Here is a 13,165-nt window from a genome sequence, read left to right as displayed (position 1 = left end):
TCCGATTCCGACGTCGGAAGCCGGCTCATCTCGACTTTGGCTTTCCCCCTCCGCCCCCTATGACGGGGCACCTCCCCCGATGACGGGGGAGGGACTTGAAGGATCTCTGCATCAGCGCCGCTGAATAGATGTGGTGAGAAAGGCGCTGTGACCATGCCGTAGAGCGAAAAAAGTCAAAGCGTCGGACTCTGCTCGCGTTGAGACTCGCGGCGGACAAGCGCACACTTCGCCGCGCTACGAAGCGTCGGAGGCTCTACGCGTAAACCTGTTCCACTTCCGGGGAGGTTTAGCAGATGTCCGTTTCCAGCATTCCAAGTTCGTCATCGTCCGTACCATGGTGGAAGGAGCCCACCAAGGATCAGTGGTACGCTTACATCGCGGCCTGGCTTGGTTGGACGCTCGATGCGTTCGACTTCACGATCTTCCTGTTGATCATGCTGCCGATCTCGCAGGAGTTCGGCGTGCCGCTGACGGCCGTTGCAATTGTCTTCACTCTGACACTCTGGCTGAGGCTGGTCGGGGCGACCGCGGCTGGCTGGGTGGGCGATCGGATGGGGCGCAAGACGCCGCTGATGATCTCGATCCTGTGGTACTCGCTGTGCAACTTCATCGCCGGTTTTGCACCCAACTTCACGTTCCTGCTGGTGTTTCGCGCCCTGCTCGGCATCGGAATGGGCGCCGAATGGCCGGCTGGCGCGGCTCTTGCCATGGAGTCCTGGCCGGCGCGCTCGCGCGGCTTCATGAGCGGCATCCTGCAAGGTTCCTGGGGATTGGGCTTCGCCCTGTCGGCGGGCGCCTATGGCCTGCTGTACGACGACATCGGCTGGCGCGGACTGTTGTGGATCGGCATTCTGCCGGCGCTCGTGGTCGTTTGGATCCGCTATTTCGTCAAGGAGCCGGAGGTGTGGGCCGAGAACAAGCGCCAGCAAAGCGAGAAGAAGGCCGAAGTGACGCTGCCGCTGTTCGTCATCTTCAAGCGCGAATATCTCTACAATACGCTGACTGCGTGCGCCTGGATGGCCTCGGCGTTCTGCGTCTACTACTCGATCTGGGCGCTGTTCTCGACCTACCTGCAAAAGGAATTGCAGTGGACGCCGATCATGGTGGCGGTGCCGCTGTTCTGGGCCAACATCGTCGTGTTTGCGGGCAACGGGTTGTGGGGAGCCGTCGCCGACAAGTGGGGGCGCAGACCAGCAATCTATGTGCCTGCCCTCATCGGCATCGTGATCACGCCGCTCTACCTGTGGACCAAGGATCCGACGATGATCATCTTCGGGTTCATCCTGCAGGGCATCTTCGGCGGCGCCATATACGGCCAGAATCCGAGTTACCTCTGCGAGCGCTTTCCGACCGAGGTTCGGGCCACTGCGTCGGGCTTCGTCTATCATCAAGGCGCCATCTGGGGTGGTCTGGTTGCTCCGGTGCTGACCTACTTCGCCGTCGAGATGCAGATGGGCTTTGCCGTGCCCATGATGATCAGCACGGCAGTCTTCCTGCTGCTGGTCGTCATCTTCGTGCTCATGGGGCCCGAGACAAAGGGCAAGGAGCTCACGGCCGATCTCGAGGTCATCAAGGTGACCGACTGAGAGGGAGGACATCGCCGACCAGACCGACGCGGGCGCGCGCGCCGGAATTGCGCGCGCTCCGCGGTGGCGATCTCTCCGGCCGGGAGCTACTATCCGCGCGGTACGCTTAGGAGAGGATAACGTCCGATGAGAGTAACGCGTCGAAAGCTCGCCCCCGCTGCTGCGTCGTTTGCGGCGCTGGCGGCGACGTCACCGGCCTTCGGTCAACCGACCAGCGAGAACGTCAAGTGGCGCCTGACATCGAGCTTTCCCAAGAGCTTGGATACGCTGTTCGGTGCCGCGCAGACCATCGTCCGCATCGTCGGCGAGATGACCGACGGCAAGTTTGCGTTGCAAGCGTTCGGAGCCGGCGAGATCGTGCCAGGCCTCCAGGTGCTGGATGCCGTTGCCAATGCAACTGTCGAGTGCGGCCACACCTACACCGGCTACTACATCGGCAAGAACCCGTCGTTCATCTTCGACGGCTCGCTGCCGTTCGGCTTCACCCCGCGCCAGCACCAGGCCTGGGTGATGTTCGGCGATGGTCGCAAGCTGATGGACGAGGTCTATGACAGCTTCGGCGTCGTCGCGCTGCCGGCCGGCCAGACCGGCGGCCAGATGTTCGGCTGGTTCCGCAAGGAGCTGAAGACGCCGGCCGACTTCGTCGGTCTGAAGATCCGGACCGCGGGGTTCGGCGGCAAGGTGTTCGCCAAGCTCGGCGCCGTGCCGCAGCAGATCGCCGGCGGCGAAATCTATCCGGCCCTGGAGCGCGGCACGATCGACGCCTGCGAATGGGTCGGCCCCTACGACGACGAGAAGCTCGGCTTCAACAAGGTGGCCAAGTACTACTACACGCCGGGCGTCATGGAGCTCGAAGCCACCAACCACCTGATGATCAACAAGGCGGCATGGAATGCGCTGCCGCCGCGCTATCAGGCCATCCTCCGCTATGCCTGCAACTACAGCGCAACCGAGATGATGGCCTCGTACGACGCCAAGAATGCAAAGGCGATCGCCCGGCTGGTGGCTGCTGGCACCCAGCTGTCGGTCCTGCCCGAAGAGGTGATCAAGGCTCTGCGCGGTGCTCTCGAAACGGTGCTCGACGAGGAGGCGGTGCAGAACGAGCAGTTCAAGCGCATCCTGGCGAACTGGCGTCAGTTCCGCGCCGAGCAGCATCGCTGGTTCTCGATCGCCGACACGCGGGCCGAGCTGGCAGTCTACCGCAGCGAAAGGTAGCCGCCGGTCATGCTCTTCCGGACCGCGAGCGTCTCGCTCGCTCAGATTTCATGAGCGAGCGAGACGCTCGCGGTCCGAAAGAACCAATTCCGGCTCGATGCCGGCGATAGAGCCATCATCTCGCGATAGAGATCGCCCCTAACGTCGCCACCAGCCGCGGCGCGGCTTCTCGGGCGGCGCCGTGATGACGGGGACCGGCGGTGGCACGGGCTCAGCCGCTGGCGGCGGCGCTGGCGCCGGTTCGAACACGGGTGGCAGAGACGGTGGCTCGGGCGGCGCAGGCGGGGCCGCGAGCACCGCAGGCGGTTCCGGCTGCCTGGGTTCGGGAGCCGGTTCGATCGCCGACGGGACCTCCGATTGCGACACAACCGAGTCCAGGGCGGGAGGAGGCGCCGGAGGCGGCGGTGGCGTTGGCGGTGAAGCTGCTTCGATGTTCACCGGCGGACCCGGATCGAAGGCGCTGCCCTCGGCGGCCAGCGGAGTTGCCTCCGCCGGCTCGCCGGGAGCGTGCTCTTCCGGCGCGCCGTCCATCGGCTGGGCGTCGACTGCGCTGCCTTCCGGACGCTCGCCTTCGCCGTTGTCGCGCCGGCGCCGGCGTCCGCCCCGGCGGCCGCGACGGCGGCGGCGATCGCTGCGCTCCTCATCGCCCTGCGGCTCATCGGCAAGCTCCTCGCCGCGCGGTTCGGCCTGCCCGTCGTCGCCACGTTCCTCTCCGCTGCGCTCGTCGCGTTCGTCCGTCACGTCTCCGTCGTCGCCTTCGCCCGCCGCTGCTATCTGCTCGAAGCCCTCGGTGCTGGTCTCGCCATTTGCCCCCTGGTCGCCGAGGCCATCACGCTCGCCGCGATCATGCTCGCCCTCGGGCGCTTCGCCGGCGATTTGCGCGCGGTCGACCGACTCGCCGTCGCCGTCGCCGTCGCGACGGCCGCGCCGGCGCCGCCGCCGACGCCGCCGGCGATTGCTGTCGCGGTCGCCATCCTCCTCGCCGCCTTCGTCGCGCTCGGCCGCCTGGCCCTCCGCGAGCACTCCGTCGGCGTCCTCGGCCGCTTCGACATCCTCGCTCGCCTGATCGCGACCGACCTCCTCGTATGTCGCGCGCGCCAGCTCCTGCTGCGGCCGCTCGCGATCGTCACGCCGGGTCCGAATGCGTTCGATCTCGCAATCTGCGGCATGCAATTCGTCGTCAGCCTCGACGGTCACGGCCATGCTGTAGCGGTGCTCGATCTCGGACAGCGTCCGCCGCTTCTGGTTGAGCAGATAGAGCGCCACGTTGGGCGGCACGCTGACGATGATCTCGCCGGCGCGGCGGCGCACACCTTCCTCCTCGATGGCACGCAGCGCCTGCAGGGCCGCCGACTCGATCGAACGGATCCTGCCGGTGCCCGCGCAGTGGGGGCAGATCTCCGTCGAATGCTCGAGCAGGCTGGGCCGCAACCGCTGGCGCGACAGCTCGAGGAGCCCGAACGCCGATATGCGACCGATCTGGATGCGGGCGCGATCGCTGCGCATCGCATCCTTTACCTTGTGCTCGACCTGCCTTTGATGCCGCGTCTCCTCCATGTCGATGAAGTCGATCACGATCAACCCGGCGAGATCGCGCAAGCGGACCTGCCGGGCAATCTCCTCGGCTGCCTCCAGGTTGGTGCGCAGCGCCGTCTCCTCGATGTTGCGCTCGCGGGTCGAGCGGCCGGAGTTGACGTCGATGGCGACCAGCGCCTCGGTCGGGTTGATCACGATGTAGCCGCCACTGCGCAACTGCACCGTGGGCGAGTGCATGGCATCGAACTGGCTTTCCACCTGGTAGCGATGGAACAGGGGAATCGGCTCCTTGTAGAGCTCGACCTTGCTGGCCTGGTGCGGCACCAGCTGGCGCATGAACTCGGAAGCGGCGGTGAAGCCCGCTTCGCCTTCGACCAGGACCTGGGCGATGTCGGTGTCGTAGACGTCGCGCAGCGAGCGCTTGATGAGGTCGCCTTCCTCGTAGATCAGGGCTGGCGCCGTCGAGCGCATGGTGAGCTCGCGGATCGAATCCCACAGCCGGGACAGGTATTCGTAGTCCCGGCGGATATCGATCGGGCTGCGTTCGAGACCGGCGGTACGCAGGATGACTCCCATGCCCTGCGGCACGTCGAGCTCGCTCAGCACCTCCTTCATGCGCTTGCGGTCGGCCGGATTGGATATCTTGCGCGAGATTCCGCCACCGCGCCCGGCATTGGGCATCAGCACGCAATAACGGCCGGCCAGCGACAGGTAGGTCGTCAGCGCAGCCCCCTTGTTGCCGCGCTCCTCCTTGACCACCTGGACCAGCAGGATCTGCCGGCGCTTGATAACTTCCTGGATCTTGTACTGGCGGACCGAATGGCGTCGCCGGCGCTCCCGCTTCTCGCGCGTGTCGACGGCCTCGTCGCCACCTAACGTCTCGACGGCGCCCTCCGGCGGCGGCGTGTCGCCGGGCTCCGCCATCTGATCGCCTTCGGGGATCTCGGCCGGCACATCGCTCGGCGCTGGCGCCTCGATCGTCGCTGCGTCGAGGACAGGGCCATCGAGGCGCTCGACGACGATTTCGGCTGGCTGAGCGTGCGGCGCGGACTCGGCAGCGATCTCCTGTTCGGCGGAAGGTGCGGGCGGGGCTTCAGTGACCGCAGATGCCGGTGGCGCCTCCAGGTCCGGCCATGGTTCGGCCGGTGCCTTTTCGGCAGGCAAAGCCTCGGCCGTTTCTGGCCGCGAGGGCGACACTTCCGCCAGCGGCGCCGGTTCGCTCACCGTGGCGTCGCTCGCCTCGAGAGCCGCCGCCTGCTCGGCGACCGGCTCGGCTCCCGCGTCACCGGCATCCTCGGGCACATCCTCGTCGGGCAGCTCCGGTTCCGAATCCACTTCCGACTCGTCGTCGGCCTCGGCGTGCAGGCGCTGCTGCTCGGCGATCAGTCGCTCGCGGTCGGCGACCGGGATTTGATAATAGTCGGGGTGGATTTCGGCGAAGGCCAGGAAGCCGTGGCGGTTGCCGCCATACTCCACGAACGCCGCCTGCAGGGACGGCTCGATGCGTATGACTTTCGCCAGATAAATGTTGCCCTTCAACGGCTTGCGTATCGCCGTCTCGAAATCGAATTCCTCCAAACGTGTACCATCGACAACCACCACCCGGGTCTCCTCGGGATGGCTTGCATCGATGAGCATGCGCCGCGCCATGGGCTCGCTCCCGAGGCGCCCGGTTCCAGCCGGCGCGAGCAACCAGCGGCCGAGCCGCCTCCTTGGTGCGAGGGGGGCGGTGCGCCATCAACCCGTCGAACGGCCAACTACAGCCAAGACGGGGAAGCATCGCGCCGCCGGACCGCAACTGGGTCCTGCCGACCTCGGGTTTTCCATAGCCACCGCCTGCCTGACAATCCCTCTGCAGGTCCGCCGCACTCAACTTCAGCGAAGCGCAAGCTCGACCCGGCTCGGAGACTGCCGTCGGAGCGCACCGGCCTCTAGAGGAGGGCGCTTCGAACGACGGCGACTGCTCGCGAGCCGCAACATACGGGGTTCAGCAGGGAGCGACAATCAAAAGATTGATGACCATTCACACTATCCCATAAGGGATTGATTTCTCTTGAAATTATTGAAATTTCTGTGTATCGAGGTGAAGTTGTTTTGTTAATTGCCAGCAATCTATTCATAAACTTGATCCAGCTATGCCTGCCCTTCGCCGTCGGGATGTTTTTGTCGCGTTGGCCGCCCTTGGTGCCGGTTGGGGCACTGTCCTGAGCGAAGCAGACGCCGCGCCCAAGAAGAGGGCGCGCCAGGTAACGGCTCCCGCTGTCAAATCTGCCAAACCGTCGAAACCAGCGGCGCGAACGAGGTTGATTGCCCTCGATCCCGGGCACGGCGGCCGCGACCCCGGAGCAATCGGAGTACGCGGGACCCAGGAAAAGCGTGTGGTCATGGCTATCGCCACGCAATTGCAGGTTCAGCTGCAGGCCGGTGGCGCCTATCGGGTCATGCTGACCCGAAGCGGCGACAGCTACGTGCCACTGCGCGAGCGCGTCGCCCGGGCGCAAGCTGCCAAGGCCGACCTGTTCCTGTCCCTGCATGCCGATGCTCACGCCGACTCGGAGATTCGCGGGGCGTCCATCTACACCCTGTCGGAGGACGCCAGCGACCGCGAGGCGGCGATGCTGGCGGCGCGTGAAAATCGCGCCGATGCCGTGGTCGGCGTGCGCTTCGCAAGTCAGCCGGACAGTGTCGCCCAAATGCTGTTCGCGATGAGCCAGCGCGGCACAGTCAACGATTCGCGGCGCCTCGCCGACACGATCGTGCAGTCTTTTTCCCGCAATGGCGTGCGCCTTCTGCCCCGCACCCATCGCCAGGCCGGATTCGCAGTGCTGACCTCTCCGGACATCCCGGCAGCTCTTGTCGAATTGGGATATCTCTCGAATCCGCAGGACGAAAGGCTGCTCACCATTTCACAGCATCAGATTTCGCTTGCACGGGCACTGCGGGCTTCGGTCGACGCCCATTTCAGGGGCGCCACAAGAAAGGCGTAAGTCGGGAGCATCCTCCCGCGTTGCCCCCTCTGAAGGCTCCGCGTAGAAAAAGGCCGTGTTGAACCTGTTCAAAGTCTTGCTGGCATTCGCCACGGCAGCCGTGATCGTCGGCGCCGGCATCATTGCGGGCCTGTTCTGGCACTTCAGCCATGGCCTGCCGGACCACAAGCAGCTTGCCGACTACCAGCCGGCAACCGTGTCGCGCCTTTATGCCTCCGATGGCCGGTTGCTGGCCGAGTACGCCCGCGAGAAGAGGGTGTTCGTGCCGGTGGCTGCGATGCCCAAGCGCGTGCTCGAGGCGTTCGTCGCGGCCGAGGATCAGCGCTTTTTCACCCATCCCGGCATCGACTTCATCGGCGTCGTGCGCGCCGTGATCGCCAACGTGACCAATCCCGGCAAGCGCCCGGAAGGCGCTTCCGGCATCACCCAGCAGGTGGCCAAGAACTTCCTGCTCACCAACCAGGCGACGCTGGCGCGCAAGATCCGCGAAGCCATCCTGGCGTTCCGTATCGAGGAGACCTATTCCAAGGAGCGCATCCTCGAACTGTATCTGAACGAGATTTATCTGGGCTCGGGCAACTACGGGGTCGCGCAGGCCGCGATCAACTATTTCGACCGCTCGCTCGACGAGCTCAGCCTGTCGGAGATCGCCTACCTCGCAGCGCTGCCCAAGGCGCCGAACCGCTACAACATCCAGCGCCACGAGAAAGAGGCCTACGCCCGGCGGGATTATGTGCTCGGGCGCATGCAGGACGACGGCTATATCACGGCCGCCGAGGCGCAGGCGGCAAAGGCCGAAAAGCTCCAGCTGCGGCGGCGCGGAGCCACCGAGGTGGTCCAGGCCGACTTCTTCGCCGAGGAGGTGCGCCGCAATCTTCTCGCCGCCTATGGGGAGAAGGGCTTGTACGAGGGCGGCCTGACCGTCAGCACCACGCTCGATCCGGTGATCCAGGCCGCCGCCGACAACGCCTTGCGCGAGGGGCTGATCACCTATGACCGGCGCCATGGTTGGCGCGGCCCCTATGCCCGCGTCCAGGACATGAACGTGTGGGAGGAGGAGTTCGCGCGCATCGCCCAGCGACGGCCGCTGTTCGGGCCTGCGGCGTGGCATCTTGCCGTCGTCGCCAAGGTCGAAGCGCAGTCCGTGCAGCTCGTCGGGTTGCCGGATGGCGAGGGCACGCTCCCGTTTGCCGAAATGACGTGGGCGCGGCCTACCCTGCAGGATCAGCGGGTCGGCAATCCGCCGCGCGGCCCGAAGGACGTCGTCGCCGTGGGTGACGTGATCGTCGTCGAGAAGGTCGCGACCGGCGCCGGCAACAAACCCTATCCGCCCAGGACCTATGCATTGCGCCAGGTGCCCAATGTCGAAGGTGGCGTCGTGGTGATGGATACGCAGACCGGCCGCGTGCTCGCCATGACCGGCGGCTGGTCCTACGGCCGCAGCCAGTTCAACCGCGCCGTCCAGGCGGCCCGGCAGCCCGGGTCGTCGTTCAAGCCATTCGTCTACCTCGCGGCGATGGACGCCGGCTTCACCCCGGCCAGCATCGTGCTCGATGGGCCGTTCAGCTACGATCCGGGCTACGGCCAGCCGATTTGGTCGCCGAAGAACTACGGCGGCGACTTCCTCGGACCGGCGACGGTGCGCCGCGGCCTCGAGATGTCGCGCAACCTCATGACGGTGCGCATGGCGCAGCAGATCGGTATGAAGAGGGTGGTCGAGGTCGCCAAGGAGTTCGGTGTCACCGACCATATGGGCGCTTACCTGCCAATGGCGCTCGGGGCCGGCGAAACGACCTTGCTGCGCATGACCATGGCGTACGCGATGCTGGCCAATGGCGCGCTCGAGATCACGCCCAGCCTGGTCGACCGCGTGCAGGATCGCAACGGCAAGACCATCTATCGCCATGAGCCGCGCACCTGTCGCGGTTGTGGCGAGCAGGCGCAGGGCAGGGCACCGGTGCCGCCCGAGATCGTCGATCCGCGCAAGCCGTTCCACGATCCGGCGTCGGTCTACCAGGTCGTCAGCATGATGCTGGGCGTCACGACGCGCGGCACGGCAGCCCAGCTCGCCTCGCTCGGACGGCCGATCGCCGGCAAGACCGGCACGACCAACGATGCCCGTGACAACTGGTTCCTGGGCTCGACGCCGGACATCACAGTCGGGATCTTCATCGGCTTCGACGAGCCGCGCACGCTCGGGCCGGGCAACCAGGAGACCGGCGGCGGCAACGCAGCGCCAATCTACCAGAGCATCGCGCGCGAGATCTTCAAGGGCAAGCCGCCGACGCCCTTCCGCATTCCGCCTGGCCTGCGCATGGTGAAATACTCTTACGAAGGCGGCGCGATCGACGAGGTCTTCAAGCCCGGCACCGAACCCGGTTCCGAGGGCTTCAACTCGACGCCGCTTGACGGCTCGGGGCAGTATTCCGGTATAGACAGCGGCGGCCCGCAGCAGGCGGGCGGCGGCCGCCGGCCCGGCCTGAGCGGCACCGGCGAGACCTATTGATCCTGCGGACCGCGGGGCTCGCACCCGCTCAGGAACGGCCACGCGCCAGGGCGTGACGGTCCGATGTGATGGTCCAAGTAAGGAGTGACAATGCGCGCCGAAGCTCAAGCCATGGTCAACGAAATCGAGGAGTCGCTGTCGCTCCTCAGGAGGCGTCTTTGACTACGACCGTGCGGTCGTCCGTCTCGACGAGCTGAATGCGCGCGCCGAGGATCCGGCGCTGTGGAACGATCCCAAGCAGGCGCAGTCGGTGATGCGCGAGCGCACGCGGCTGGAAGCCGCCCTCGCCACGATCCGCCGCTTGCGCGACTCGGTCGACACCAATGTCGGCCTGATCGAACTCGCCGAGGCAGAAAGCGACGAGACCATGATCGCCGAGGCGGAAAGGGCGCTGGCGGAGTCGCGTGGCGAGGCCGCCAAGGCCCGGCTGGAAACGCTGCTCTCGGGCGAGGCCGATGGCAACAACGCCTATGTCGAGCTCAATGCGGGTGCCGGCGGCACGGAAGCCCAGGACTGGGCGGAGATGCTGGCGCGCATGTACACGCGCTGGGCAGAGCGGCGTGGCTACAAGGTGAGCTGGCTCGAAGAGAGCGCTGGCGAGGAAGCGGGCATCAAGTCGTGCGCCTTCAAGGTCGAGGGTCCCAACGCCTACGGCTGGCTGAAGACCGAAAGCGGCGTGCACCGGCTGGTGCGCATCTCGCCGTTCGACGGCAACGCGCGGCGGCAGACCAGCTTCGCCTCGGTGTGGGTCTATCCTGAGGTCGACGACGACATCGAGATCGAGATCCTCGACAAGGACCTCCGCGTGGACACCTACCGGGCATCGGGCGCGGGCGGCCAGCACGTCAACAAGACCGATTCGGCGGTCCGTATCACCCACATCCCGACCGGCATCGCAGTCGCGGTGCAACAGGAGCGCAGCCAGCATCAGAATCGCGCCAAGGCGATGCAGATGCTGAAGGCGCGCCTGTACGAGGTCGAGTTGCAGAAGCGAGAAGCCGAGCGCCTGGCCGCCGAGGCGAACAAAACCGACATCGGCTGGGGCCATCAGATCCGCTCGTATGTTCTGCAGCCCTACCAGATGGTGAAGGACCTGCGCACCAACGTCGAGCGATCGGACCCGCAGAAGGTGCTGGACGGCGATCTCGACGACTTCATGGCCGCCTCCCTTGCCGCACGGGTCGGCGAAGGCAAAGAGAAGGAAGCTGCGTAGAGCGCATGCCTGAGGGGCGGATATTCTGGATCAGGTTCATGCTCTTCCGGACCGCGAACGTCCCGCTCGCTCAGATTCATGAGCGAGCGGGACGTTCGCGGTCCGGAAGAGCATCAACATGAGTGAACACTGCTCGCTGGCGCGCGAATCACCGCTACCGTTGCGGCGTCAGGATCTCGCCGCCAACACCCTCGCGATCGGCGATCGTCCAATAGCCCTTGAGCGATCCGTCGGGCAGGAGCTCGTAGACGATCAGGCCGTAGTCCGAGCCGAGCTTGTAGAACGCGGCAAAGGCCTTGTTGGCCAACATGCAGATGCCCTTGGAGCTGGTCGAGCCGGTCTGCCAGCTGATGTTGCACGTCGATCCGCTGGGGGTGATGCGCGCCGTACCGGTGTAGGTCGAGCCATCGGGATTGGAGCCTTTGACCGTGTAGTTCCCGCCGACGGATTGTGCCGAGGCGGCAGTGGCAATGCCTATCGCCAGCGCTGATCCGAGAAGCAATGTGCGCACTTGTGTCCCCCATCGCCTTTGTAAGTGGCACGCCATTGTAGGGTCGCTCCCCTCGAAGACAATGGTGGCGTGCGTCGATGGCGACCACGTGTGGCCGGTCGCGCTTGAATGGTCGGGCGGTGCACCCTAGCCTCGCGCGAACTTCGCTGGGGAGGCACGCAGCACGCGGGTCTGCACCACCGATACTGAGAAGATCGGGGCGGTACCCGCCCCGATCTTCATAGGAGGAATGACCGATGCCGACGATCGACGCACAAGTCCATTGCTACGAGCGCAACCATCCGGGCCGGCCGTGGGCTGCCGTGCTGGCGGGGCCGCCGGAGGTCACCGCCCAGGACATGATCAAGGCGATGGACGAGGTCGGAGTCGACGGCGGCCTGCTGGTCTCGGTGTGGACCATGTATCGCTGGGACGCGAGTTATGCTGTGGCCGTTCAGAAGGCTCACCCCGATCGGTTCGCCGTCATCAAGCCGGTCGATCCCAACGATCCCAAGGTCGGCGACACGATCGCCGAATGGGCCGCCATGGACGGAACGGTCGCGATCCGCATCATGATGGGCCCCGATGTCTCTACGGATGCCGCCGACCCGGGGATCGGTCGGGTTCTCTCCGCCGCTGGCAGGCATGACCTGCCGGTCAACCTGATGTGCCGCGGCCGTCTCGAGCAGGTCGCCGAGATGGCGCGACGCCATCCCGACACGACCCTCGTCATCGACCATCTCGGCCTCGAGCAGCCGATGGCGCCGCCGGCACCACGTGAACCCTGGGTCGAGCTGCCGAAGCTCCTGGCGCTGGCGCCGCACAAGAACATCGTCGTCAAGATCACCGGCGCCTGCACACTCAGCCACGAGAAGTTTCCCTACAAGGACATCTGGGATCCGCTCGGCCGCATCTTCGACGCCTTCGGCTTGCAGCGTTGCATGTGGGGCACCGACTGGACGCGCGCCGTCGCCTTACTCACCTACAGGGAAGGCGTCGACTCCTTCCGCGTCACCGACCGCCTGTCCGCCAGCGATCGCGCCCAGCTGATGGGCGGCTCGCTGGAGAAGATCTATGGCTGGTCGCCGGGGAAGCGGTGAGTAAGCTCTTCTCCTCCCCAGCTTCGCTGGGGAGGTGTCGCCGTCTTACGGCGACGGAGGTCATGGCTGGGAGCGCGCCACTCCGATGGCGCTTTCTTGCCGATCACACATCCCATGAGCGCCACTGGAATGGCGCGCTCATAGGCGCTAACTTTGGCCGGACCAACAAAGTCCTCATCGCCGCGCAGCGGCCGTCTCGAAGGATGGGCGACACACGAGATCGCTGGAGAAGCGGTGTCGCAGCACCCGGTCTGTTGCCGACCCTTCGAGACGCGGCCCTCCGGACCGCTCCTCAGGGTGAGGCCTTCTGTAAAGTTAGCGCCTATGAGTGGCGCGCTCCCAGCTAAGAAAGCCGTGACCCCTCCGTCCGCGAAGACGCGGACACCTCCCCAGCGAAGCTGGGGGGGAGCATGAAGAGCGCCGCCGCTTACTTCAGCCCCTTGACCGCTTCCAGCACCTCGGCGACGTGGCCCGGCACTTTCACCTTGTGCCACACCTTGGCGACGGTGCCGGTCTTGTCGATCAGGAACGT

8 protein-coding genes are annotated in these 13,165 nt (G+C 65.8%); 6 read left to right on the top strand and 2 right to left on the bottom strand.

The annotated features are described in order from the left end of the window. Nucleotides 1-293: 293 nt before the first annotated feature. Together AB7O82_RS02760 and AB7O82_RS02755 are read left to right on the top strand one after the other, a co-directional pair. Nucleotides 294-1,586, top strand: coding sequence for an MFS transporter (locus AB7O82_RS02760; protein WP_428545996.1), 1,293 nt, complete (start codon nt 294-296; stop codon nt 1,584-1,586). A 126-nt stretch (nt 1,587-1,712) separates the two neighbouring features. Further along, nucleotides 1,713-2,801, top strand: a complete 1,089-nt coding sequence (locus AB7O82_RS02755) for a TRAP transporter substrate-binding protein (RefSeq protein ID WP_428545993.1) — start codon at nt 1,713-1,715, stop codon at nt 2,799-2,801. Between the two features lie 138 nt (nt 2,802-2,939). Here AB7O82_RS02755 and AB7O82_RS02750 read toward each other — a convergent pair whose 3' ends face one another. After that, nucleotides 2,940-5,987: an Rne/Rng family ribonuclease gene (locus AB7O82_RS02750; protein ID WP_428618625.1), complete on the bottom strand. Its 3,048-nt coding sequence runs from the start codon at nt 5,985-5,987 to the stop codon at nt 2,940-2,942. 485 nt (nt 5,988-6,472) lie between these two features. Here AB7O82_RS02750 and AB7O82_RS02745 point away from each other — a divergent pair, with 485 nt between their 5' ends. The 3 genes from AB7O82_RS02745 (at nt 6,473) to prfB (ending at nt 11,043) form a co-directional block, all read left to right on the top strand. Continuing rightward, on the top strand, nt 6,473-7,324 hold the full coding sequence (locus tag AB7O82_RS02745) for an N-acetylmuramoyl-L-alanine amidase family protein (protein ID WP_428552229.1): 852 nt from the start codon (nt 6,473-6,475) through the stop codon (nt 7,322-7,324). Nucleotides 7,325-7,379: 55 nt separating this feature from the next. After that, on the top strand, nt 7,380-9,830 hold the full coding sequence (locus tag AB7O82_RS02740) for a penicillin-binding protein 1A (RefSeq protein ID WP_428552227.1): 2,451 nt from the start codon (nt 7,380-7,382) through the stop codon (nt 9,828-9,830). 90 nt (nt 9,831-9,920) lie between these two features. Then, nucleotides 9,921-11,043, top strand: a protein-coding gene (gene prfB / locus AB7O82_RS02735; protein WP_428552224.1) for a peptide chain release factor 2 whose coding sequence is annotated in 2 segments (ribosomal slippage) — nt 9,921-9,989 and nt 9,991-11,043 — 1,122 coding nt in all. Because the reading frame shifts where the segments join, the coding sequence is not laid out codon by codon here. Between the two features lie 154 nt (nt 11,044-11,197). On the opposite strand, the gene AB7O82_RS02730 is transcribed toward prfB, so the two are convergent. Beyond that, nucleotides 11,198-11,554, bottom strand: coding sequence for a hypothetical protein (locus AB7O82_RS02730; protein WP_428552222.1), 357 nt, complete (start codon nt 11,552-11,554; stop codon nt 11,198-11,200). Between the two features lie 236 nt (nt 11,555-11,790). Here AB7O82_RS02730 and AB7O82_RS02725 point away from each other — a divergent pair, with 236 nt between their 5' ends. Further along, entirely contained in the window at nt 11,791-12,633 is an 843-nt protein-coding gene (locus AB7O82_RS02725) for an amidohydrolase family protein (RefSeq protein WP_428552220.1), read from the top strand. Nucleotides 12,634-13,165: the final 532 nt, after the last annotated feature.

The sequence above is a fragment of the Reyranella sp. genome (assembly GCF_050185545.1).
Classification (GTDB): Bacteria; Pseudomonadota; Alphaproteobacteria; order Reyranellales; family Reyranellaceae; genus Reyranella.
This window is presented reverse-complemented; position numbering and strand designations above follow the sequence as displayed.

Bases quoted from the DNA above. Each gene is read 5' to 3' on its own strand.
- AB7O82_RS02745 (WP_428552229.1), top strand. From the start codon at position 6,473: ATGCCTGCCCTTCGCCGTCGGGATGTTTTTGTCGCGTTGGCCGCCCTT.
- AB7O82_RS02760 (WP_428545996.1), top strand. From the start codon at position 294: ATGTCCGTTTCCAGCATTCCAAGTTCGTCATCGTCCGTACCATGGTGG.
- AB7O82_RS02750 (WP_428618625.1), bottom strand. From the start codon at position 5,987: ATGGCGCGGCGCATGCTCATCGATGCAAGCCATCCCGAGGAGACCCGG.
- AB7O82_RS02725 (WP_428552220.1), top strand. From the start codon at position 11,791: ATGCCGACGATCGACGCACAAGTCCATTGCTACGAGCGCAACCATCCG.
- AB7O82_RS02755 (WP_428545993.1), top strand. From the start codon at position 1,713: ATGAGAGTAACGCGTCGAAAGCTCGCCCCCGCTGCTGCGTCGTTTGCG.